At 39.9% G+C, this 22,668-nt stretch carries 23 protein-coding genes; 13 read left to right on the forward strand and 10 right to left on the reverse strand.

Annotated elements, in window-relative coordinates; genetic code table 11:
• Positions 1-21 precede the first annotated feature (21 nt).
• The 3 genes from NAF01_RS10055 (at position 22) to NAF01_RS10065 (ending at position 2,192) form a co-directional block, all read left to right on the forward strand.
• Positions 22-1,212 carry an aminotransferase-like domain-containing protein gene (locus NAF01_RS10055; RefSeq protein WP_048008892.1) on the forward strand — a complete coding sequence of 397 codons (1,191 nt, stop codon included), beginning with the start codon at positions 22-24 and terminating at the stop codon, positions 1,210-1,212.
• 216 nt (positions 1,213-1,428) lie between these two features.
• Entirely contained in the window at positions 1,429-1,878 is a 450-nt protein-coding gene (locus NAF01_RS10060; protein ID WP_048008891.1) for a GNAT family N-acetyltransferase, read from the forward strand.
• A gap of 137 nt (positions 1,879-2,015) precedes the next feature.
• Entirely contained in the window at positions 2,016-2,192 is a 177-nt protein-coding gene (locus NAF01_RS10065) for a hypothetical protein (protein ID WP_019381986.1), read from the forward strand.
• A gap of 157 nt (positions 2,193-2,349) precedes the next feature.
• Here NAF01_RS10065 and guaC read toward each other — a convergent pair whose 3' ends face one another.
• Entirely contained in the window at positions 2,350-3,339 is a 990-nt protein-coding gene (gene guaC / locus NAF01_RS10070; RefSeq protein WP_048008890.1) for a GMP reductase, read from the reverse strand.
• A gap of 391 nt (positions 3,340-3,730) precedes the next feature.
• Positions 3,731-4,129, reverse strand: a complete 399-nt coding sequence (locus NAF01_RS10075; protein WP_048008889.1) for a nuclear transport factor 2 family protein — start codon at positions 4,127-4,129, stop codon at positions 3,731-3,733.
• A gap of 175 nt (positions 4,130-4,304) precedes the next feature.
• On the opposite strand from NAF01_RS10075, the gene NAF01_RS10080 reads away from it, so the two are divergent.
• Together NAF01_RS10080 and NAF01_RS10085 are read left to right on the forward strand one after the other, a co-directional pair.
• Positions 4,305-4,757, forward strand: coding sequence for an SRPBCC family protein (locus NAF01_RS10080; protein ID WP_250802203.1), 453 nt, complete (start codon positions 4,305-4,307; stop codon positions 4,755-4,757).
• A 22-nt stretch (positions 4,758-4,779) separates the two neighbouring features.
• Positions 4,780-5,430: a YdeI/OmpD-associated family protein gene (locus tag NAF01_RS10085; RefSeq protein WP_048008887.1), complete on the forward strand. Its 651-nt coding sequence runs from the start codon at positions 4,780-4,782 to the stop codon at positions 5,428-5,430.
• Positions 5,431-5,481: 51 nt separating this feature from the next.
• Here NAF01_RS10085 and NAF01_RS10090 read toward each other — a convergent pair whose 3' ends face one another.
• Both NAF01_RS10090 and NAF01_RS10095 read right to left on the reverse strand, forming a co-directional pair.
• Entirely contained in the window at positions 5,482-5,814 is a 333-nt protein-coding gene (locus NAF01_RS10090; RefSeq protein ID WP_048008886.1) for a hypothetical protein, read from the reverse strand.
• Positions 5,815-5,952: 138 nt separating this feature from the next.
• Positions 5,953-7,863, reverse strand: coding sequence for a CoA-disulfide reductase (locus tag NAF01_RS10095; RefSeq protein WP_250802204.1), 1,911 nt, complete (start codon positions 7,861-7,863; stop codon positions 5,953-5,955).
• A gap of 417 nt (positions 7,864-8,280) precedes the next feature.
• Here NAF01_RS10095 and NAF01_RS10100 point away from each other — a divergent pair, with 417 nt between their 5' ends.
• Positions 8,281-9,948 carry a M4 family metallopeptidase gene (locus NAF01_RS10100; RefSeq protein ID WP_250802205.1) on the forward strand — a complete coding sequence of 556 codons (1,668 nt, stop codon included), beginning with the start codon at positions 8,281-8,283 and terminating at the stop codon, positions 9,946-9,948.
• A gap of 57 nt (positions 9,949-10,005) precedes the next feature.
• Here NAF01_RS10100 and NAF01_RS10105 read toward each other — a convergent pair whose 3' ends face one another.
• From NAF01_RS10105 to NAF01_RS10120, 4 genes are all read right to left on the reverse strand, one after another.
• A complete protein-coding gene (locus tag NAF01_RS10105) occupies positions 10,006-10,683 on the reverse strand; it encodes an ABC transporter ATP-binding protein (RefSeq protein WP_163141548.1) in 678 nt (225 codons plus the stop codon).
• Position 10,684: 1 nt separating this feature from the next.
• Positions 10,685-11,719 (reverse strand): ABC transporter permease, encoded by a 1,035-nt coding sequence (locus tag NAF01_RS10110; RefSeq protein WP_048008883.1) that lies wholly within the window; start codon positions 11,717-11,719, stop codon positions 10,685-10,687.
• 215 nt (positions 11,720-11,934) lie between these two features.
• Complete coding sequence (locus tag NAF01_RS10115; protein ID WP_048008882.1) at positions 11,935-13,314, reverse strand: sensor histidine kinase; 1,380 nt, start codon at positions 13,312-13,314, stop codon at positions 11,935-11,937.
• Positions 13,314-13,991 carry a response regulator transcription factor gene (locus NAF01_RS10120; RefSeq protein WP_048008881.1) on the reverse strand — a complete coding sequence of 226 codons (678 nt, stop codon included), beginning with the start codon at positions 13,989-13,991 and terminating at the stop codon, positions 13,314-13,316. Before NAF01_RS10120 ends, NAF01_RS10115 begins: the two co-directional genes overlap by 1 nt.
• 168 nt (positions 13,992-14,159) lie before the next feature.
• Between NAF01_RS10120 and NAF01_RS10125 the strand changes: the two genes are divergently transcribed.
• From NAF01_RS10125 to NAF01_RS10145, 5 genes are all read left to right on the forward strand, one after another.
• The gene (locus NAF01_RS10125; protein ID WP_250802206.1) at positions 14,160-15,002 is read left to right on the forward strand and encodes a hypothetical protein; all 843 of its coding nucleotides are present in this window, start codon (positions 14,160-14,162) and stop codon (positions 15,000-15,002) included.
• Between the two features lie 138 nt (positions 15,003-15,140).
• Positions 15,141-16,499, forward strand: coding sequence for an IS1182 family transposase (locus NAF01_RS10130; RefSeq protein ID WP_250802207.1), 1,359 nt, complete (start codon positions 15,141-15,143; stop codon positions 16,497-16,499).
• Between the two features lie 297 nt (positions 16,500-16,796).
• Positions 16,797-17,573: an SRPBCC domain-containing protein gene (locus NAF01_RS10135; protein ID WP_048008879.1), complete on the forward strand. Its 777-nt coding sequence runs from the start codon at positions 16,797-16,799 to the stop codon at positions 17,571-17,573.
• A gap of 14 nt (positions 17,574-17,587) precedes the next feature.
• Positions 17,588-18,022 carry an SRPBCC family protein gene (locus NAF01_RS10140; RefSeq protein ID WP_250802208.1) on the forward strand — a complete coding sequence of 145 codons (435 nt, stop codon included), beginning with the start codon at positions 17,588-17,590 and terminating at the stop codon, positions 18,020-18,022.
• Positions 18,023-18,439: 417 nt separating this feature from the next.
• Entirely contained in the window at positions 18,440-18,835 is a 396-nt protein-coding gene (locus tag NAF01_RS10145) for a VOC family protein (RefSeq protein WP_250802209.1), read from the forward strand.
• Positions 18,836-18,948: 113 nt separating this feature from the next.
• On the opposite strand, the gene sstT is transcribed toward NAF01_RS10145, so the two are convergent.
• Positions 18,949-20,181: a serine/threonine transporter SstT gene (gene sstT / locus NAF01_RS10150; protein ID WP_250802210.1), complete on the reverse strand. Its 1,233-nt coding sequence runs from the start codon at positions 20,179-20,181 to the stop codon at positions 18,949-18,951.
• Between the two features lie 294 nt (positions 20,182-20,475).
• Here sstT and NAF01_RS10155 point away from each other — a divergent pair, with 294 nt between their 5' ends.
• Positions 20,476-21,330, forward strand: a complete 855-nt coding sequence (locus NAF01_RS10155) for a GRP family sugar transporter (protein WP_250802211.1) — start codon at positions 20,476-20,478, stop codon at positions 21,328-21,330.
• A 12-nt stretch (positions 21,331-21,342) separates the two neighbouring features.
• Entirely contained in the window at positions 21,343-22,128 is a 786-nt protein-coding gene (locus tag NAF01_RS10160) for a glucose-1-dehydrogenase (RefSeq protein WP_197207221.1), read from the forward strand.
• 331 nt (positions 22,129-22,459) lie between these two features.
• Here the strand turns inward: NAF01_RS10160 and NAF01_RS24965 are convergent, their stop codons facing one another.
• Entirely contained in the window at positions 22,460-22,585 is a 126-nt protein-coding gene (locus NAF01_RS24965) for a hypothetical protein (protein WP_258549827.1), read from the reverse strand.
• Positions 22,586-22,668: the final 83 nt, after the last annotated feature.

Here is a 22,668-nt window from a genome sequence, read left to right on the forward strand (position 1 = left end):
GCTGGAAGGGTGTAGATCGAAGTGAATGATGATTCTTTATTTACTGATAAAATCAAAAAGGCGCTTCAGAATACTCCCCCAGGGGAGTGGATTCCGGAGATTCCGGATGATTGTATACGCCTGCATTGCGGCTACCCGGCACCTGATCTCGTGCCGGTTGAAGAGGTAAAAGCAGCTGTTAACAGTCTATTAGAAGAAGAACAAGATTTGCCGCTCCATTATATAGGCAGTCCAAAAATAGCAAAACTAAAGGAGCAGATTTTAAGAAGATTGAAAGAGCGGGGGATATCTGTAACGGAAAATGAGCTTTTGATAACTTCGGGTGCCTGTCAGGCAATCGACTTGATTGCCCGCATTCTCCTTGATGAGGAGACAATTATTGCAATAGAGTCCCCCACATATATGGAGGCATTAGAGATTTTCCAAAATTACACAAAACATATAATCAGTATTCCTGTAGACAAGGACGGACTTCAAACAGAGGCATTGGAAGAGATTCTAGAGGAAAGAAAGCAAAAAGGGCTCGCTCAGCCGCGTTTTCTCTATACGATCCCAACGTTTCAGAATCCTACAGGGACGACGATGACAGGAGAGCGCCGGCAGCATGTATTGGAGCTTGCAGACAAATATAATTTCCTATTAGTAGAGGATGATGCTTATGGGGAATTATCATTTAATAAAAGTCTCCCCACTCTAAAAGCAATGGATCAAAACTCCCGAGTTCTGCATGTCGGTTCGCTATCCAAAATAGTGGCCCCGGGCATGCGTATAGGCTGGATAGCGGGAGCAAGTGAAATGATCCATGCATGCGCCTGGTTTAAAAAAGATCTGAACCATCCGTTTGCTCAATCTGCCATGGCTGTTTATTTTGCAAACACGGATTTTAATAATAAACTAGAAACCTTGAGAGATACATACCGGTCCAAATGTGATGTTCTGACCTCCGCACTGGAACAGTACCTTCCTGAATCAGCTTCCTGGTATGTGCCTGAAGGCGGGTACTTCGTGTGGATGAAAATTCCCGGTGCCGATACATCGGAACTGCTGACAAATGCCCTTGCAGAGGGGGTATCTTTTATTCCTGGCAAGTACTTTTTCAAAGATCAGGCAGCTGGAACGGAACTTCTTCGCCTTTCCTTCAGTTATGCGGATGAGAAGGAAATAATAGAGGGGATTCGCAGGCTGGGAAAAGTGGCAGAGGCCTATCTTTAAATGAAAATATTTCTATGGAACTTTTAAAAATGATGAGGAATAAAGTAAACAAAGCCTAATTATCCTGGTATTGTAGGCCAGAAATTAGGCTTTTTTAAAAATGCCAGTCAATGATCGGTAAATTCTAAATTATAGTCTAACTTTAACCTCAGTACCGTCCTTGGCTTTGACATCTACTAGCACGATCCCCTTATAATTTGAAGGAGTGATTTTTCAATGCATTTTCGAAAAGCAAATGAAGAAGATTTACAAGCTATTGTCCGCTTGCTTGCCGATGATGAATTAGGAGCAAAGCGTGAGAGGTATGAAGAACCTCTGCCGGATTGTTATTATAAAGCATTTAAGGCACTAGAAGTACAGTCGGGAAATCAGATCATTTTAGCTGTAGACGGTCAGGCGGTGATTGGCTGCCTTCAGTTAACGATCATTCCTGGTTTAGCACGCCAAGGGATGAAACGTGCACAAATTGAAGGTGTGCGTGTTGATCAGCGCCACCGTGGTAAAAGGGTAGGAGAAGCCTTGTTAAAAGAAGCGATTGCAATAGCGAAGTCTGAAGAGTGTGGCCTTGTCCAATTGACAACAGACAAGCAGCGTGATGATGCACAACGTTTTTATAATAGGCTGGGATTTCTGGCAAGTCATGAAGGGATGAAATTAATCTTTTAATTTGATAGGTTTATTTCGCTGGCGCGATTTTTGGACCAGCTAGAATACAAGTTTAATACTGAATAATAATGGAGGAATGCTGAATAATTTTTCGTTAAATGGAAATTATATAGTTGAATTCAAAAAGGAGGAATGATGTGGAAACAAGCATGAGTGTTGAAGAAGTATTGACCGGGATCTCTGAACTGTTGGAAAAAGAAGGGCAGCCGCCCCGAAAGAAGCAAGTAAAGAAATCAAATCCAGAGCTAATGAAAAATGCATTGTATTATTTTCCTAGCTGGGAAAATGCAGTAGAGCAGTCTATAGGATCTTAACCTCAAAGAGTACATAACATATTTTTTTGAAATTGAGTGTCTTCGTAAGTGTTTGTCCAATTTAAAAAGGAAATACTGAAACCACAGAAGATGCCTGCCAGATGGAAAAGTGCAGGCATCTTCTGTGGTTTTATTAGAAGGGTAGGTATTTGGGATTTTAAAATACCCTGTCGCCATTAAAAATTGAATTCTTTACAATTACATAATCAACATGACGAATGGCATCCAGCTTGTTGCCGCCTGCGTAAGAAATAGAGGACTGGAGATCCTGCTCCATTTCTTTCAGCGTATCTGCTAATGATCCTTTGTGCTCTACTAAAATTCTCTTGCCTTCAACATTTTTCTTTTCGCCTTTTTGAAATTCTGAGGCTGAGCCAAAGTATTCTTTATAGAGCTTTCCGTCTTTCTCATTCTCAATGGTTTTTCCAGGTGACTCCTCATGTCCTGCAAACAAGGAACCAATCATCACCATTGTTGCACCAAATCGAATTGATTTGGCAATGTCACCATGGGTGCGAAGACCTCCATCTGCTATGATCGGTTTGCTTGCTGCCTTTGCACACCAGCGAAGTGCAGCTAATTGCCAGCCGCCCGTTCCGAATCCTGTTTTAATTTTTGTGATGCATACCTTGCCAGGTCCAATGCCAACCTTTGTCGCATCAGCTCCAGCATTCTCTAATTCTCTGACTGCTTCCGGGGTTCCGACATTGCCAGCAATCACAAAGCTGTGAGGAAGGTATTTCTTAATATGCTGAATCATTTGGATGACAGCGTTGGAATGGCCATGGGCTATATCAATAGTAATGTATTCCGGTGACAGCTCTTCATCAGCTATTTGCTGTATAAACGCATACTCGCCTTCTTTGACGCCAACACTGATCGAAGAGTATAATCCCCGTGCCTTCATATCTTTCATAAAAGAAATTCGCTTCTCCGGTTCGAATCGATGCATGATATAAAAATATCCGTTCTCTGCTAGGTATACGGCAATTTTCTCATCTACAATCGTCTGCATGTTGGCAGGCACCACTGGCAGTTTAAACGCACGGTCCCCCAGGAAGACCGTTGTATCACATTCAGATCGGCTATTGACGATACTTTTTGCGGGAATTAATTGAATATCTTCATAATCGAATACATTTTCCATTGTAATCCTCCTATTGAACGAAGCTGAATACGTACGGCCATTGCAAGGATAGGTTTTTCAGTTTCAATCCATCTTATACAGGCTGGCAGGGAAGCATCATTAAAAAAGAGCTTAGAAAATTCCTAAGCTCAATGGATAATAGGGGGTCGAATTGTGAGGGTTCGACCACTTTAATAATATACAATTCTGTTTATTATTTCAACTTATTAAAGTAAAAACGCATAAAAGTGATAGTGTATTAAAAACTTCTACTCGGATTAACAATTATAAGACATATCTCGCTTTGGATATTCCACCCAGTATTTCAACCATAGGGGCCATGACATAGCGGTAGCGAGACAAATGGAGGATCCTTCATACATTGCTGCAGTTGGCTTTTTTTGAGTTGAGATTAAAATATCCCATTCTCATTAGGAGATTCCTCTGGTATGGGCTGTCCTACATCCCAAAGTTCAGCAATCTTGCCATCTTGAAACCGAAAGATATGTACAACTGCTCCACCGAGGTCCTCTGGGTTTTGCTTCACATGGGAATGAACGGCAACGGTTTCATTTTCCTGGATGGCAAGTTTAACATCAAGTTTTTTGTTAGGGTTTTGCTTTGCATTCTCTTCCATCGCGAGCATGAGAGATTCTGCATCGCCACGGAAATAGGGATTATGGTGGGAAAAATCAGGGCTGATGTAACGCTTGTAGGCTTCACGGACTTGACCGGATGCTACAAGCCGCAGAAATGATACTGCTTTCTCTTTCAGTGATAGGTTCGAAGTCGATTGTTGCTCTGTACTCATTTGATTCATCCTCTCTTCTCAATAATGAATTCAATTGAAGTATAAGTTATTGATATCCCAATGACAATATGTTGCCATAAGGGAAATCTCTTTTAGTTATCTTACTTTAATATAGAGTGAGAACTTTATTAATTTGTGATATATATTAGAAAAAGGGACAAAGGAGGCGGTTAGCTTGAGTATCCATTTTGAATTGAAAAGATCCATTGAGGTATCTGCACAAAATGCCTATAAAGCTTTAATCGATCTTGATTCTGCAAAGGACTGGATGAATGGACTAGTTGGAATAGAGTGGGAGGACAGCGGGCCATTAAAAGTGGGGAGTCAGTGGAAAGAGACAAGGAAAATGTTTGGAAAAGAAGCTTCTGAACATTTTGAAGTTGTCGAACTCGATGAGCCCAATAAAATTGTGCTGCGCTGTGATGGAACCAAAGGAACAACAGGCAAAGGAGAATTTATATTTACATACATAATCGTTCCAGCAGGTGATGCTTCAGAAGTTACTTTACTTGGTGAGATTAAGGGACTTATAGGCTTTTCGAAATTGTTTGGAAAGATAATGGCTGGAGCCTTTAAGAAAGCCTGTGCAAAAGATTTGGATGCTTTAATAAACTATTTAGAAAAGTGAAAGTATAAAGGAGCAGAATGTTATGTCAATCATTGATAAATTAAAGCTTAACAAATATAATAATTTGGCTGTTCTTAACCAGCCAAGTGACTATGCTGTATTTAATGAATGCAAAACTACTTTATCAGGTGAACATGATGCAATCTTCATCTTTGTAGAAACAATTGATGAAATGGTGATTTATACACGAAAAATAATTAATGAAGAACACCTGCTTGAAAAAGGATATTTATTTTTCGCTTATCCTAAAAAAGGGAATAAACGGTTTGATACATACGTTCATAGGGATGATATTTTTCCGGCAATGAAAGTGGGAGAAGATGGGTATGTGGAAAATAGCGAAGTGAAATTCTCGAGAATGGTAAGTATGGATGATGTCTTTACGGTTGTTGGATTGAAGCGCGAAGAGAAAAAAGAGAAAAAGTCATCGGCTCCTAGTCAATGTGTGGCTGATTATCAGGACCATGTAAAAGATGTTGAAAAACTATTAGCGGATTATCCAGATGAATTGAAATTTTATCAGGATTTGACACCGGGTTACCAAAAAGATTGGGCTCGCTACATCTTTTCAGTTAAGCAGCAGAAAACCCGTGAGAAACGAGCATCGCAAATGGTCGATATTTTATCACAAGGTTATAAATCTGTTGATTTGTTTAGACAAAAGAAGAAGTAAAAAAAGGTTCCTGCCCCAGGTTACTTTCATAATTAGGGGCAGGAACCTTTTTTAGAAACTAAGTGTATTTAACTCATCAAGAAATGCATCTAAGTCATCTTCAGATAAAAATTTATATGCATATCCATAGGAAATTGGTTCATTTCCTGTATGTTCCCGTTTAGGGAATTCCCGCAGGACTGTACTATGACGCATACCAGTGGATTTGTCCTCCAGTTTCTTATTGCCTTCAACGGTTTCTGGATTTAAAACAATCGTAATTTCTTTATTCGGAAGCAGATAAATGACTTCGCCGTTTCCAACATGTTTAAATTCAACACCCTTAGATGTTTCCTTCATCGTTTTGAATTTGTTTAACCCAAATGTATTATGTATGTTTCCCATTGGATCATTCACCTCCATTAAATAATGCCATCTCATATTATAAGGCAGAATGCCTATTCTGTACTATAGAAACCTAAGCATAAGAAAAAGGAGTTTGATATTCCTCCTTTTTCTCAAGCATAATATCCTGAAAAACACTTACCCTTTTTGGATAGTAGTTTGATATTGTTTGCTGCTGCGCTCAGTCTGAACCAGCATATGTCCATTTTTTTCACACCATGAAGCAATATCTTTCACAAAATTGCAATCAGTTGTGGTGATCTGAAGATATTCACCTGGCTGAAGGGACTTTATATTTTTATGAACCTCCATAATTGGCCCGGGACAGGTTAACCCGGCCGCATCTATGGTGATAGATGGATGAATGTGCTCCTTGTGATCTGGATTGATGGCTCTCTTTTTCTGGTGATGAACAGCTGCATATGTTTTCCAGCCTCCATCCAGATTTTTCACAACAAAACCATTTTCTTTAAGAATACGGGAAGCCAAATAGCCTCTTAACCCAACCTGGCATGAAACATAAACCGTTTTGTCCTTAGGGAGTTCACTCAGGCGTTCACGTATTTCACTCAGCGGAATTTTAATAGAACCTTTAATATAGCCCATCTCCCTTTCGATTGGCTCCCGGACGTCGATCAGGAGACCGCCATTTTCAACGATTTCATCGATTTCATTCCACTGGACGGTAACCGTGTCGCCATTCATGATGTTTTCCGCCACATATCCTGCCATATTGACAGGATCCTTTGCAGATGAAAATGGCGGAGCATAGGAAAGCTCAATTTCGGTCAAATCAAACACAGTCAAATTCCCTTTTATGGCTGTGGAAATTACATCAATTCGTTTGTCTGCTCCATCTTCTCCAACTGCCTGTGCACCATAGATTTTTCCTGTATCGGGACTAAAGAGCAGCTTTACACTGATTGGAGCAACTCCTGGATAATACCCTGCATGGGAGCTTGGATGAATATGCACAGCCTGATATTTCATGCCCAGCTGTGACAGCTGTTTTTCATTGATGCCTGTGGATGCGACGGTTAAATCAAATACTTTGGCAATGGATGTACCGAGTGTCCCTTTATACCTTTCCTGCTTCCCGTAAATATTATTGGCTGCAATTCTTCCCTGGCGGTTAGCCGGGCCTGCTAAAGGAATCATGGCTGCATTTCCATTGATAAAATCCTTCACTTCAATGGCATCGCCAATGGCATAAATATCTGGATCATCCGTTTGCAGATACTCGTTTACCAAAATTCCCCCGCGCTTTCCTACATCCAGCCCTGCCATGAGGGCCAGCTTATTTTCAGGTTTTACCCCTATGGATACAATCGCCATGTCCGTGCAAAGCTCTGTCCCGCTTGCCAGTTCAATGGTTTTCCCATTCTGCTTAAACGCCTTGACTCCATCCTCTAATATCAAATCGACTCCTTTGTCAATGAGATGAGAATGAACAATAGAGGCCATTTCATAATCGATAGGGGCCATCACCTGCTTGCCTAATTCCACCACTGTAACTTGAATCCCGCGCTTAGCCAAATTCTCTGCCATTTCAAGCCCGATAAATCCTCCACCAATCACAACAGCCCGTTCCGGATGCTGCTCGTCAACAAATGCCTTTATTTTATCTGTATCCGGAATATTCCTGAGTGTGAAAACATTTTGCGCATCTGATAGTCCTTCAATAGGCGGCACGATTGGTTTTGCTCCCGGTGATAAAAGTAAAGTGTCGTATGATTCCTCATATATTTCACCGGTTCGGAGGTTTTTGACTTCCACTGTTTTTTGTTCACGGCTTATTCCGATAACTTCTGAAAGATTGCGGATATCCAGATTGAATTTTTTGCTCATACCTTCTGGCGTTTGCACTAGAAGCTTATTCCGGTCCTTAATGGTTTCACCGATATAATAGGGAAGGCCGCAATTGGCGAACGAGATATGTTCACCCCGTTCAAACAGGACGATAGCTGACTTTTCATCTAATCTTCTTAATCGTGCAGCAGCAGTAGCACCACCGGCAACTCCGCCTACAATGACAATTTTTTTTGACATGATATATTCCTCCTGACTATTTTCAAAATATGCTTAAATTGGTTTATTCCCGTTTATATCGCTTAAGTGTTCACTCCTTCACAAGTGCATTCAGCCCCTTTAATGCTTCTGTGTTTAAAAGAAATTGTTTATATTAATATACTATATGGGGTATATAACGTTGCGCAATAAAATCCTTGTTTATTGATATGTGACAATATTGTGGCGTACACAGAATAGACAAAAAAGCACCGTTAACTATAAAATGATTGTTTCGGCCTGTATATTAATTATAATTTAGTATAAGGAAAGAAATTTGGTAATTTTTAACTATTAATTCGACATTTTATTCAATATAAAAATAATTCGTATTATTCATTCAATTAATAGTCTCCTATTCTATAATTTAGAGTATCTAAATAATAGGAGGTCAAACTAATGAAAAAAAAGCTGCTTGCACCTGTATTGCTGTCATCAGCGTTAATGGCAGGTTCCATTCCTGTAAATGTTTTTGCCCAGCCGGCAGATTCTGCGAAGGTTCAGCCTGTCCAAGCTTCCAAGGAGTGGAATGAGAAAGCAAGTGTTCCTTTATTTGTAAAAGAGAGAGTTGCAGAGAAATTCTCTTCCAGCACTCCGGCGAATGCATTAAATTATTTAAAAAAGCATCAGGATCAAACAGGTATTAAAAATCCTGATAAAAACCTGAAAGTGAAAAATGTACAAAAAGATGAGCTTGGCATGACCCATATCAGGTTTAATCAGGCAGTCAATGGTGTGACCGTAGAAGGGTCCGAAGTAATTGTTCATTATAATGAAAATAATGAAGTAGTATCCGCGAACGGAAGAATAAATCAGGCAATTGCCGATGAAGCAGTGGACACGTCGGTGGCTTTAAAACATGATGCTGCAGTAAATACAGCTTTATTCGCTGTCAGTGCTCCAAAGGATCTTACATATGAGCCAACTTCTGAACTTGTAATCTATCCGTTTGAAGGGGAAAATCATACAGCCTATAAAGTAAATGTAAACTTCATGGGAGATGAGCCTGGAAACTGGTTTGTGTTTGTAGATGCAAAATCTGGTGAAGTCATTGATCAATTCAATGGAATCATGCATGCTGATGAAAATAAATCCCAGAAAGGATTCGGAAAAGGGGTAAATGGAGACCATAGGGAGCTTCATATTACCCGAACGAAAGAAGGTGCCTCCGGGACAAAGTTTGCGTTAGCCGATTACTCTCATGAGAATCTGGATGGGATCTTTACATTTGATTCTAAAAATGATTGGGATTCAAATAATGATGCTCTGTATGTCGGGAATTCGGCTGCGTTCATAGGGGATTATGACCGTGCTGCAGTAGATGCGCATTATAATTCTGAGAGGGTATATGAGTATTTCCTGAATGAGCATGACCGCAATTCTCTCGATGGGGAAGGAATGGCAATAAATTCATATGTTCACATGGGCACAGATTATAACAATGCATTCTGGAACGGCCGTTATATGGCTTATGGTGATGGGGATGGCGAGTTCTTCATTTCATTATCGGCAGGACTTGATGTTGCCGCCCACGAAATGACACATGGTGTAATCTCTCATACTGCCAACCTTGCATACCGGAATCAATCCGGAGCCTTGAACGAATCCTTCGCTGATGTCTTTGGAGTGCTGGTTGACGATGAAGACTGGGAAATGGGCGAGGACATTATGGCACCGGCTGCTAAAGCTGATGGTGTTACGAGATTGCGCAGCTTAAGCGACCCAAATAGTGTTGTCGTAAGTAATCCGCAAAGAGCAGCATATGGAAGCGGAGTCTATCCGGCCCATATGGATGAATATTACGACATGCCTTTAAATGTCGACAATGGCGGAGTCCATGTAAATTCTTCTATTACAAACCATGCAGCCTACCTGATCGGGCAGGAAATTGGCAGGGAGAAGCTGGGGAAAATTTATTACCGTGCATTAACTGTTTATTTGACCTCTAATTCTAATTTTAGTGATGCACGCCAGGCAATTGTTCAGTCTGCCATTGATCTATACGGAGAAGGCAGCACCGAACATACCGCAACTGCATCTGGATTTGATGCCGTGGGGATTTACTAGGTTAATATAAGGTGAAAGGCATTATTCATCCGGGTAATGCCTTTTCACCGATTTTAATCAACCTGCAATCTGGCCATCGCTCATTTTTATTATACGATCGGCAAAAGAAAGCATTTCTTCATCATGTGTAACGATTAGAGTGGTTATGTTTAGGGTTTTCGTTAAATCCCTGATTAGCAGCATAATATCTTTAGATCTTTTTGAATCCAAACTTGCAGTGGGTTCATCTGCGAAGAGCACTTTAGGTTTATGGATGATTGCACGGGCAATTGCAACCCGCTGCTTTTCACCGCCAGACAATGAAGACGGGTAAGCTTTTTTCCGATGGTCCATTCCAACTAGTTTTAGAACTTTCTCAATTTCTGCTTTTTGTTCATCCTTCTTTAATTTCAGCTCAGAAACATCCAGCATTAACATGAGCTGTTCTTCTACTGTGAGAAACGGAACAAGATGAGCAAATTGAAACACGAAACCAAATTTACATGCCCGTATTTTTCGGACTTGCTCCGGACTCATGGTAATCATATTTTCCTCTTCAAATAGTACTTTTCCACCTGATGCAGGCTGAAGGCCAGCTGCGATTGTAAGAAGTGTACTTTTACCAGAACCTGATGCACCCACTAACGCCGTTATCTCACCTTCTCTCAGAGAAAGGTTAACTCCTTTTAGTATCTCTTCCTTCACTTCACCATTAGAAAATGTTTTCCTCACTTCATCAATTGTAAATACAGTCATATTAAACCTCTCCTTGCTGAATCGCCTGTAATGGTTCTACTTTTTTAATTTGTATACCTGATAAGGTAGCTCCAATAAACCCTATAATCAAGAAGACCAATGACAGTAGCCCTGTTGTAGCAGAGGTTAGACTAAAAGGCATTCCTTTAGGGGCAATCATATTAAAAACTTGACTAAATGTAATAGAGAGTAACAGTGCAATGATTGTAATAAAAAGCATCTGTGTCCACATCATTTTAAACAATGAACTTGTTTTTACTCCAATAGCTTTTAAGATACCGTATAATCCAATTTTTTGAACGTTCATCATGTAGAAAAAGATAGCAAACAGCATTCCGCTAATTACAACTAAAAACCACACAATCATATTTAAAGACATCTGTTCTGCACTATAACTCGGAATGGTATTGAGAAAATCTTTCTTTGAGAATGATTGTAAATCAGGAAAATTTAGTGTCAGATCCCCTCCGGGTATGAAAATTAATTGCATTTCTTCTACTCGGTAAATTTTCTTGAAATCTTTCAAATTTATATAAGCAACAGGGGCATGACTATATTTCTTTTGATCCACAAACCCTTTTACAACAAACTTGCCGCTATATTGATTATTCTTTAAGGTATCTCCAACCTTGATGCCTTCTTCCTCCAATGAACGATCAAGCACGATTTCCCCGCTTTTGACGTTTTCAAATAACGTTGACTCTGTGGATGCAACAAAGGCGACGCTTCTCTGCTTATCGTTTTCATCATTCAAAAAGCCCATTTGTATGGAAAGCGCTGCAGCATCCTTATATTTGCTTAATATTTCATCCTGGATACTTCTGTCTATTCTTGAAAAATTATGGGTTTCTTCAGCTTCTTCATCCATATAGAATACACCGTTTGGCAAGTCTTTAATTAATGCAGCATTATCTTGTGATAATCCATTTGCCAAACCTGAAATAATAAAAGTTAATAAACTGACTAGAAAAATGATTGAACCTAATATTAAAAAACGGATTTTATTTCTTTTGATTTCTTTCCATGCAATGTTCATATAATCTCCTCCAATCTCCTTTGACATCCTTAGTCTATAATTCTTATATGAACGGAAAATGAACAACAAGTTACAAATTTGCGGGGAGCGGGGCGGAGACATTTTCGAATAGGGGTCCCATAGAGATGAGCGGAAGGTGAAGAAAAGTATACAAAAAGTGTCAGACATGATCAGTGGGGGCCCACGGAAAATTCCTGACACAATCAATGACTTTATTAACGAATAGGCAATTTAACAACAAATGCAGTGCCTTCTTTTTCTTTACTATTCACATGTATTTGTCCACCATGCAGTTTAACAATCGTGGCAGCGATTGAAAGTCCAAGCCCTGTCCCCTCAACTGAACGCGTGCGTGCGATATCTGCCCGGTAAAAGCGGTCAAATATTCTATCTATTTCTTTCTTGTTCAAGCCTATCCCTGTATCTGCAAAAGTGACAAAAACCGATCCTCTGCTTTCTTCAATTGATATTTCAATACTGCCAGCGGGATGATTATACTTAATAGCATTCGTTAATAAATTATCCCAAACCGTATTCAGTAAAGAAGGGTCACCCGTAATTTCTGTATCTGGTAAGGTGCAGTCAAGCATCATGTCTTTTTCATTTACAACCCATTGATAATTTCGAACCAGTTCCTTAATTTGCTGGGCAACATTAAATGTTTTTTTGTTCATAATATCTTCATTGCGATCTAATGAGGCAAGAAGCAATAATTGTTTTGTCAATGTCGAAAGCCTGCTAATTTCACCGTTTATGACAGAGATGTATTTTGTTTTTTCTTTATAACCCAGAGATTCCTGTGACAATAGATTGGTGTACCCTTTTATATTGGATAAGGGTGATTGAATGTCATGAGAAATGTTTGAAATAAATTCCTTTCTCATCTCATCCAATTGTTCTAATTTACTCGACATTTGCAAAAAACTTTGTGATAATTCCCCTAATTCATCACTGCGATTAATATCAAGCTCAACATGAAAGTTTCCTTTCGCAAGTGACTTTGTGGCCGCTGTTAATTTAGATATCGGCTTCACTAAATATTTTGTACTGACAACTACCATCAAGATGCTTATCACAATCATTAAAACGAGAAGCCAGCCAAATAAAATATGCATCTCATTAAAAAGAAGCTTAATATCAGGTCTAATAAAAAGAGCATAGTTAATGCCATTATGCTTTAAAGGGACACCTATTGTATTCTTTAGTTCATTTGCAAAAAAGCCTGTCACAAAGGTTTTTTGTGGAAAATGGATAATACCATGATAAACTTCACCATTTAATACCTGCTCTTTAGTAGAAGAAGGGAGGGTATTATCCCTGAATTTTGCGCCAAAATAGCTTTCTCCTCCAGAATCGTCTGCCAAGTAAATTTGGTATCCAATTGCAGAGAGGTTCTCTAAGTACTCCTTCAAATTGACATTCGGATGTTCTTCAGCAAACGCAGCTATTTCCCGTGCAATTGTTGTATTTTTTTTATCATTATAGGGTTTTAGTTTTTGCTGATAATATGCATTAGAAATTAAAAATGCTAAAAATCCGCTTAAAATCATGATTCCAGTTGTAATCACGACAAATTTCACATAAAGAGACTTCATCAGCGCCTTGCCTCCAATAAATATCCAATCCCGCGCACAGTCTTGATGTTAAAATCATCTGTCAATTTCGAAAATCTTTCTCTTAATCTTTTTACATGAACATCTACAGTTCGTTCATCGCCCTCATAATCCAAACCCCAGATCTGTTCGATCAGCTGTTCCCGGGAAAACACCTGCATAGGATTTGAAATGAAAAAATACAATAGTTCGAACTCCTTTAAGGGTAAAAATATCGTTCGTTCCCCAATTTGAACTTCATAGCTTTTTCTATTTATCGTTGTATTTCCTGTACGAATGATTGATTCATCATGTTTTTTATTATACCGCCGCATCAAAGCCTGGATTCTAAAAAGTAATTCTTTTGGTTCAAAGGGCTTGACTATATAATCATCTGTCCCGGATTGAAACCCTTTTTCCTTATCTTCAATTTGATTTTTAGCTGTTAAAAGGACGACAGGAATATCATACTGATCCCGGATGTTTCTCGTTAAGGAAAAACCATCCATATATGGCATCATCACATCCACAACTGCTAAATCAATCTTATTATTGCTTAAGATGCTTAAAGCTTTTATCCCATCCTGAGCTTTGTATACTTTATAACCTGCTTCAGATAAATGAAGATCAACAAAGTTTAAAATATTGATATCATCATCGACAATTAGAATATTAATCATTTTAAAAACTCCTTATGCAATTAATAGCATTCACTTATAGAAAGATACCATCACTCTTACCAATGTGCTAATTTTTAGAACTATACTTGATAAGCATCTATTAAAAGCAGGTGAAGAGTTTTCAGTCGAAGTTCGGTGCAGGGCTAAAGGAAATTAATGCGTTCAATCTTGAACTTGAAATTGATCCAAATAATTGTAAAAGAGTGTTTAGAAGGATCTTTTTGTGGCGAGAGAATTGCCGACTATACTGCTTCTACAGAAAATAGGCTGAATTATTCAATTCTTGCAGGGATAGACAATGAAAAGCAAAGAAGTATGGCTGCTTTTTCAAACAAAAGTTCTCTTGAAACGTTAGAAGGCACATCCACTCTGGCAACCATTAAGATAAAAGCGAAGAAAGATTTAGAGTTTGATATACCGACTACGAGAGCATTGCTTTTGAATACAAGCTTTGCTACCATCGATAAAATCGGCCATGTTTTAAAGCCTGGAGAAGAGCCTGGGGAAGTCGAGCAGCCTGAAGAGCCGAAGGAACTGCTTTTGACAGCAAGGGATATCGTCGTATCTGGTGAAGCGGATAAAATGCAGGATGGAGCTGAGGCATTTCCTCGATTGATTGACGGTGAAATAAGTGAATCTTCCCTTGCTGAGCTAAAGTGGAGCATCACGGAAGCCGATGGTATTTCTCTGCCATTAGAAGTTGATTTTAGCTTTAATAGTCCTGCAGTACTTACGAGATTTGAGGTATTAAACAGACCGTTGTATACCAATGGAAAAATCAAAGTTCTCCGTGCAAAAGCTTATGATGAAGGTGGGAATGAGTACGATTTGGGAGAAAAGGAGGTCATCTCAACAGATAAATCTGTCACCTACCATTTGTCTGAATATACTCAAATTCCAGATGGGAAAAAGCTTGCCAAAGTGAAAATTATTTTTGAAGAATCTCATAGCGGACCGCTTATGCTTTCGGTTTCAGAAGTACAATTCTGGGAGAGAAACGTCGCCAATTGAGAGCAAATATAAAAGAATTGAAGAAAGCCATGGATAGTTCCATGGCTTCAGACTGTCGACAAACTCGGTGAAAATCGTGCTTGTCTGCAGTCTTTTTTGTTTTAAAATAGAAGTAATACAATGCTTGAGGTGATTTAAATGCTTTCAAAACATAATCCAATTCAACGGGATCAAATTGAAATGGTTGCTTTAGACGAACTTGTACCAGTGGACCATTTGGTTCGCAAAATTGAAGCAGCGATTAATTTCTCATTCATCTATGACTTGGTAAAAGATAAGTATTCAGAAAAAGGGCGCCCAAGTATTGACCCTGTAATATTAATTAAACTCACATTCATTCAGTATACCTTCGGTATTCGCTCCATGCGTCAAACAATTGAAGAATTGAAAACGAATATGGCTTATCGATGGTTTTTAGGTTATGGCTTTCACGATAAAGTTCCTCACTTCTCAACTTTCGGTAAAAATTATGAGCGTCGATTTAAAGACACCGATCTCTTTGAACAAATATTTTATCGAATCTTAAAAACCGCAGCTGAAAAGAATTTAATTAGTGTCGAACACGTTTTTGTAGATTCTACGCATGTAAAAGCGAGTGCAAATAAACGCAAATTTGAAAAGAAAGTGGTTCGAAAAGAAACCCGTGCCTATCAAGAACGCCTTCAAGAGGAGATTAACCAAGACCGTGAGGATCATGGAAAAAAGCCGTTTCCACCAGATAAGTTTGATAAGGAAGAATACAAAGAAATCAAGGAAAGTACAACGGACCCAGAGAGTGGTTACTATGTAAAAGATGAGCGTACCAAACAGTTCGCCTATTCTTTCCATGCGGCCGCAGACCGCAACGGCTTTGTTCTTGGGACAATTGTAACTCCTGGTAACACGCATGATAGTCATATTCTAGAGCCATTAGTAGAACAGGTCATTGATAAAGTTAGTAAACCAAAAGCTGTTGCGGCAGATGCAGCCTATAAAACACCTGCCATCACGAGCTACTTATTGAAAAACGACATCACTCCTGCCTTACCTTATACACGACCTCGCACAAAAGAGGGTTTCTTCAGAAAACATGAGTATGTTTATGATGAGCATTTTGACTGTTACATTTGCCCGGATGGTGAGATATTAAAATATACAACAACTACAAAGGAAGGGTATCGCCAATATAAATCAGATCCTCGAATTTGTGCTGGATGCTCTTTCTTGTCTCAATGCACACAGAGTCAAGCACAACAAAAACTGATTCAACGTCATGTGTGGGAGGAGCATGTGGAAGAAGCAGATCATCTTCGCCATCATCGAGACGTCAAATCGATCTATGAAAAACGCAAAGAAACAATTGAACGAGTATTCGCAGATGCAAAAGAAAAGCATGGCATGCGTTGGACAACCCTCAGGGGACTTAAAAAATTGTCGATGCAGGCGATGCTTACTTTCGCTGCCATGAATTTGAAGAAAATGGCCAACTGGACTTGGCAAGGTCCAGAAATGGCCTAAATGATAACCTCGGAGAGGTCTGTAATTGCTTAAAAAACCATAAAAAATCAAAAAAGGGTTCGGAATGAGACTAATCCGAACCCTTTTTGTCTACAAACTGAAGCCATGGATAGTTCCATGGCTTTTTTCGTTAGGATAATAAGAAATCAATTAATAAGTAACAACGGATTTAGATAGAGTGAGTTTTAATAGTTATCTTGACTGCCAATGACCATCATGTTACTATTAGGTCACATGATATATGTTACTTATTGGTCACATGTTAAACTTTGGATTTATAATGAAAGGGCCGATGTAATGAGCGACGAGCTATCCACCGTTTTTAAGGCATTGGGGCATCCGATCCGCAGGGGAATTCTCGATATTCTTAAAATATCGCCAAGAACTACCGGAGAACTAAACGAGTATTTTCCTGAAGTCACGCGGTATGCCATTATGAAGCATCTAAATATTTTAGAGGAAGGCCACTTAATTTTGGTACGTCGAGAAGGAAAATATAAAAAACACTTTCTTAATGCAGTGCCCCTTCAGGAAATGCATGAGCGCTGGGTAGGTAAATACATGCAATCCACAGCCAGCTCGCTGATGAATTTACGGAGGGCCGTTCAAGATAAAGGAGGAGACAAAACAATGGATTCAACAAAGGACTTTCGCATTGAACAAGAGATATTTCTTAATGCACCACGAAATGAGGTATTTAGGGCATTAACTGAAAAGGTGGAAGAGTGGTGGGAGTTTCGCATAGCTCCGAAGGGAGTAACATCCCACTTTACGTTTGAGCCTGTTCCAGGCGGGCAATTTATGGAAAGATGGGGTGAAAAAGAAGGCGCAGTCTGGGGGAATGTATACTATGTAAATGCTCCTGAAGAAATACGGCTGCACGGCCATCTTGGCATGCATGGAGCGGTAAACAGTGCCTATACGTATCGTCTTCTTGAGAAAGATGGAGGGACGCTGCTGCAGCTTACCCATACAGCCTCTGGTGTTATTCTAGAGCAATGGGAAGAGGAGCATACCAAGGGATGGGAATATCTGCTTGGCATCCTGCTAAAAAAATACGTAGAATCGAACTAATTCTGGAGAACAAGATGGTAGATGTAATCACAGAAATAACAATTAATTGCCCTGTTTCTCAGGTTTCAGAGTATGCTTCAAACCCTGATCATGCTCCTGAATGGTATGTCAATATACATGCTGTTGAGTGGAAGACACCAAAACCGCTTCAAGTAGGAACACAGATTGCTTTTAGAGCGAAGTTTCTTGGCCGGGAACTTGCTTATGTTTACGAAATTACTGATTATATTCCAAATGAAATAATGGTAATGAAAACTGCAAATGGCCCTTTTCCAATGGAAACCATATATACATGGAAAGCTATAGATGAGTACCAAACTCTCATGACATTAAGAAATAATGGGAACCCAAAAGGCTTTAATAAGGTCATGTCTCCATTCATGGAACCGATGATGAGAAGAGCAAATATGAAGGATTTAAAAAAAATCAAAGCCATACTTGAACAATAATTTTTATCCATCGGGCTGGAAGTTTTTCCTGTGAACTTAACATAAGGTGTATGCCCTTTGCAGCTTTAAAAAGGCTATTAAAAGGGCAAGGCACCTTAGTAATAAGCTGAAGTTTTCACCTTAAAGCACAAAATAAGGAGACACTAAAGCCTCAATAATCAATTAGCAATTCCTAAACCGTCCAATCTCTACAAATCAAAATTAGCCTGCCTATTAATTACTGGTCGGCTTATTTTCATTTCTGTTCCTTTTTTTATAAAACTAAATTATCAATTTGGTTAACGAATCTTTTTGTTTAACTTCAGAAATAAGGAATTCAGCAAAGCAATTGGAGGATAAGAAGGCGCTTTGTACTTTTTACGATAAACATTATAATAGATTTGTAAGCGATTACGTTAATAAAAGGAGGAAGAGACTATGGGCAGATTAGTTCATTTTGAAGTTCATGTGGATGACATGGAGAGGGCCAAGAAGTTTTATGGCGAGGTATTCGGGTGGTCATTTCAGGATTGGAGTGAGTATGCCGGAATGCCTTATTATGGAGCAGTGACGGGAAATGATGAAGAGCCGGGCATTAACGGTGCTTTGATGCAGCGCCAGGGACCGCCTCCAGGAGATAATCAAGCGATAAACGGATATGCCTGCACAATTGGCGTGGAAGATTACGATGCAGCGGAAGGCAGAATTCTTGAGAACGGCGGCACTGTCGCATTACCGAAGTATGCTCTTCCGGGAATGGCTTGGCAGGGGTACTATAAGGATACAGAAGGGAATATCTTCGGAATCCACCAGCCAGATGCCAATGCGAAGTAATTGTTTTATCTTATAGCATCATATGGAAAAATACATAAATGAAAAAAGCCTTCTCTATCGAGAGGGCTTTTTTTTGAGGATTCATTCAAAGGAATGAATCCTCTATTTTGTTATCAGGCACTGATTTTCACAATCTTGCCTTCCTTGCGTTTTTTTGCATATTCTGCAGTTGCTGTAAATAAAACATCTGATGAAGAGTTAAGAGCCGTTTCACATGAATCCTGAAGAACTCCAATGATGAATCCTACTCCTACCACCTGCATCGCGATGTCATCCGGAATTCCGAATAAGCTGGCTGCTAAAGGAATGAGAAGAAGGGATCCGCCTGCAACACCTGAAGCACCTGCGGCAGAGACTGCTGCTAACACGCTAAGGATTAGAGCTGTTCCAAAATCCACTTGAATACCTAATGTGTGAACCGCTGAAAGAGTCAAAACAGAAATTGTAACAGCTGCACCAGCCATATTAATCGTTGCGCCTAATGGGATGGAAACGGAATACGTATCTTCATCCAGTCCGAGCTTTTCGCATAAGCTCATATTTACAGGAATGTTTGCCGCTGAACTGCGTGTGAAGAACGCTGTAATTCCGCTTTCTCGTAAGCATCTAAGTACAAGCGGATATGGATTTCTGCGAATATTTAAAAATACGATAAGCGGATTCACAACCAGAGCGATAAAGAACATGCAGCCCAGAAGGATGAACAGTAACTTGCCGTAATCCATCAATGCTGAAAGACCATTGCTGACAATCGCATCAAACACAAGGCCCATAATTCCGATTGGGGCGAAGCTAATCACCCATTTTACTAGTGTCGAGATGGCATCCGAGAAGTTTGCGAGCATGTTTTTTGTTGTATCAGCTGCTCTTCTTAAGGCAATGCCAAGCAGGATTGCCCAAGTCAAAATGCCGATATAATTGCCGTTGATCAGTGCATTGACCGGGTTGTCCACGACGTTAGTCAGCAGGGTTGTAAGAACTTCTGCTATCCCTCCAGGAGGTGTTACATCCTCTGCTCCCGGTGCAAGTGAAAGGGTAACAGGAAAAATAAAGCTTGCTACTACTGCGACAAGTCCTGCTAAAAAGGTGCTTACACCATAAAGAGCTATAATGGACTTCATATTTGTCTGCTGTCCGCTTCTATGTTTGGAAATGGCATGCATGACCAGGAAAAAAACCAGTACCGGTGCTACTGCTTTTAATGCACCTACAAATAAAGTACCGAAGATAGAGACCCATCCCGCTGCTTTCGGAATAGTCAAAGCGAGGACAATACCTGCGATGATGCCCAGCAGAATTCTTTTTACCAGACTTATTTGGTTCCACTTGCTGATTGCGTTTTTCATTCGATTCCCTCCGAAATGATTATTATATAAAAGAGAATAATGGCTTATCACTGTTATTCGACAGTGATATTTGTTAGTTTAACACAAATATTATAAATTGTGTGATAAATTATTATATTGAAATATCTGTTAAACGGCTTTTTTTGAGATATCCTGCTGATGCTATTGGTTTCATAAGATTATCTTTGTGGAATGATAATAAAAATTTCAATACTTTTTTTGCTTGTGGAATAAGTGCCTATCAATAGCCGCAATCTAAAAATGTACATAAAATCGAAGGATGAGGTACACATCATGACAGGAATTCTATTAGCCCTCATTGCAGCGGTTTCATGGGGCAGTATTGTATTTGTCAGCAATAAGCTTGGCGGGGACGAAGACAGCCAGACGCTTGGCACGACAATAGGAGCTCTATTATTTGCCATTGCGGTCTATCTTTTCAAGAGACCGGATCTGTCCAATATCGTTTGGGCAGTCGGCTTTATTTCTGGTTTGTTCTGGTCGATTGGGCAGAAAAATCAGTTTGGGGCAGTCCGCTATTTGGGGGTTGCCAAGACAGCTCCGATGTCCACAGGTCTGCAGCTTATTGGAACAACTTTTTTTGGAGTATTCATTTTTAAAGAATGGGAAACACGGATGGGCATTATCATCGGAGTCACCTCACTGGTCTGCATTATTGCCGGTGCTGTTCTGACTTCCTTGAAACAGGGGGATGACAAGGAACAGGGAAAAAGTCTCAAAAAAGGCCTGCTTGTACTCCTATTATCGACAGCAGGCTTTGTCGGGTATGTCGTACTAATCCGCTGGTTTGAAATTGACGGCTGGTCTGCCATCCTGCCGCAGGCAATTGGAATGGTAACAGGAGCATTCCTCATAACCCTCCGCCGCAGGCCATACAACAAATATGCAGTCCGTAATATCATTACGGGGCTGATTTGGAGCACCGGGAATCTGGGATTGCTGCTTTCCCTTCCGAAGATCGGCGTGGCAACCAGCTTTTCACTTTCTCAGACTGGAATTGTAATATCGACCATTGGCGGGCTTTTCTTTTTAAATGAGCGGAAAAGCAAAAAACAGGTGTTTATGGTTCTCCTTGGCTGTTTGTTTATTATTGCAGGGGGAGTATTGCTCGGCTTTACGAAAAAATAAGGGAGTGATCTTATGTATCCAAGTCTTGAAGGAAAAGTTGTCGTCATTACCGGCGGAGCGACCGGGCTCGGGAAGGCAATGGCTGAACGTTTCGGTACTGAAAAAGCGAAGGTAGTCATCAACTATTTTAATGAAGAACAGGAAGTGCAGGGGATTATAGAAACGATTGAGAAAGCTGGCGGCAGTGCCTCTGCCATCCAGGGGGATGTTACAAAGGAAGAGGATATTAAAAGAATGATTGCACATGCCATTAAAACGTTTGGTTCTCTCGACGTCATGATCAATAACGCGGGAATCGAAAATGAAGTCCCATCTGAAGAACTTACCCTGGAGGATTGGAATAAAGTGATTTCAACGAATTTAACGGGACAATTTCTAGGCTGCCGTGAAGCAATTGACTACATGCTGGAAAACAAAATAAAAGGCTCGATCATTAATATGTCATCTGTTCATCAGGAAATTCCATGGCCTCATTTTGTTCATTATGCAGCAAGTAAAGGCGGAGTTAAATTGATGACTGAGACACTTGCGCTTGAATTTGCCCCGCATGGTATCCGGGTGAACTGCATTGCCCCTGGTGCTATTGATACACCCATTAATGCGGAAAAATTCGCAGATCCTGAATTGAAGAAAGGTGTGGTTGAGCTCATTCCCATGGGCTACATCGGCAAGCCGGAAGAAATAGCAGCTTGTGCAGTATGGCTGGCATCCACTGAAGCAAGCTATGTCACCGGAATGACCTTGTATGCTGATGGCGGTATGACGCAATATCCGGGATTTCAGGCTGGCAAAGGATGAATGGAAAGCTCTTCTCATTTGAGAGGGGCTTTTTTTAGGCAGGTAACGGAACTTTTAGTGCCCAGCGGTAAAAAGATAGACATAAAAAATCCGGCCGCTTAAAAAGGGCCGGACCTGAAGGGGTAAAGAAAAAGGGCTTTATGATGTTTCGGTACATTTACATTGTAATGAGTAAATGTTAACAAACTGTGACCGGGATGCGGACAAATTATTAAATATACCTTTTGGGTTAAAGATTGTTAAGGACACGGAAATGATACATACAGCGAGAACCTATAATTAGCAGTGGCAGCTAAAAAGGCAGGAACGCTATTCCCTGCCTTACAGTCATTTATTTCCTTTTTTGAGCCTTCATTTTGTTCGCTTCCAGTTCAGCAGCATACTCTTCGTATGTTTTACCCTGCTTTTGGCTCTCAGATTGAATTTTTTTGAACTTGTTATCATTAAGATTCGGCATGTCTCCACCTCCCCTGGACAAGAATATTTTTTACAAAGACATGAACATTATTCCGACGAAATTAATTAAGTACATTACTCAAT

It is taken from the genome of Cytobacillus firmus (assembly GCF_023657595.1).
GTDB lineage: Bacteria > Bacillota > Bacilli > Bacillales > Cytobacillaceae > Cytobacillus > Cytobacillus firmus_B.

What these genes read in the sequence shown, in the direction of transcription:
- NAF01_RS10060 (WP_048008891.1), top strand. Translation starts at nt 1,429, where the DNA reads ATGCATTTTCGAAAAGCAAATGAAGAAGATTTACAAGCTATTGTCCGC.
- guaC (WP_048008890.1), bottom strand. Translation starts at nt 3,339, where the DNA reads ATGGAAAATGTATTCGATTATGAAGATATTCAATTAATTCCCGCAAAA.
- NAF01_RS10075 (WP_048008889.1), bottom strand. Translation starts at nt 4,129, where the DNA reads ATGAGTACAGAGCAACAATCGACTTCGAACCTATCACTGAAAGAGAAA.
- NAF01_RS10085 (WP_048008887.1), top strand. Translation starts at nt 4,780, where the DNA reads ATGTCAATCATTGATAAATTAAAGCTTAACAAATATAATAATTTGGCT.
- NAF01_RS10090 (WP_048008886.1), bottom strand. Translation starts at nt 5,814, where the DNA reads ATGGGAAACATACATAATACATTTGGGTTAAACAAATTCAAAACGATG.
- NAF01_RS10095 (WP_250802204.1), bottom strand. Translation starts at nt 7,863, where the DNA reads ATGTCAAAAAAAATTGTCATTGTAGGCGGAGTTGCCGGTGGTGCTACT.
- NAF01_RS10100 (WP_250802205.1), top strand. Translation starts at nt 8,281, where the DNA reads ATGAAAAAAAAGCTGCTTGCACCTGTATTGCTGTCATCAGCGTTAATG.
- NAF01_RS10105 (WP_163141548.1), bottom strand. Translation starts at nt 10,683, where the DNA reads ATGACTGTATTTACAATTGATGAAGTGAGGAAAACATTTTCTAATGGT.
- NAF01_RS10110 (WP_048008883.1), bottom strand. Translation starts at nt 11,719, where the DNA reads ATGAACATTGCATGGAAAGAAATCAAAAGAAATAAAATCCGTTTTTTA.
- NAF01_RS10115 (WP_048008882.1), bottom strand. Translation starts at nt 13,314, where the DNA reads ATGAAGTCTCTTTATGTGAAATTTGTCGTGATTACAACTGGAATCATG.
- NAF01_RS10120 (WP_048008881.1), bottom strand. Translation starts at nt 13,991, where the DNA reads ATGATTAATATTCTAATTGTCGATGATGATATCAATATTTTAAACTTT.
- NAF01_RS10130 (WP_250802207.1), top strand. Translation starts at nt 15,141, where the DNA reads ATGCTTTCAAAACATAATCCAATTCAACGGGATCAAATTGAAATGGTT.
- NAF01_RS10135 (WP_048008879.1), top strand. Translation starts at nt 16,797, where the DNA reads ATGAGCGACGAGCTATCCACCGTTTTTAAGGCATTGGGGCATCCGATC.
- NAF01_RS10140 (WP_250802208.1), top strand. Translation starts at nt 17,588, where the DNA reads ATGGTAGATGTAATCACAGAAATAACAATTAATTGCCCTGTTTCTCAG.
- NAF01_RS10145 (WP_250802209.1), top strand. Translation starts at nt 18,440, where the DNA reads ATGGGCAGATTAGTTCATTTTGAAGTTCATGTGGATGACATGGAGAGG.
- sstT (WP_250802210.1), bottom strand. Translation starts at nt 20,181, where the DNA reads ATGAAAAACGCAATCAGCAAGTGGAACCAAATAAGTCTGGTAAAAAGA.
- NAF01_RS10155 (WP_250802211.1), top strand. Translation starts at nt 20,476, where the DNA reads ATGACAGGAATTCTATTAGCCCTCATTGCAGCGGTTTCATGGGGCAGT.
- NAF01_RS10160 (WP_197207221.1), top strand. Translation starts at nt 21,343, where the DNA reads ATGTATCCAAGTCTTGAAGGAAAAGTTGTCGTCATTACCGGCGGAGCG.
- NAF01_RS24965 (WP_258549827.1), bottom strand. Translation starts at nt 22,585, where the DNA reads ATGCCGAATCTTAATGATAACAAGTTCAAAAAAATTCAATCTGAGAGC.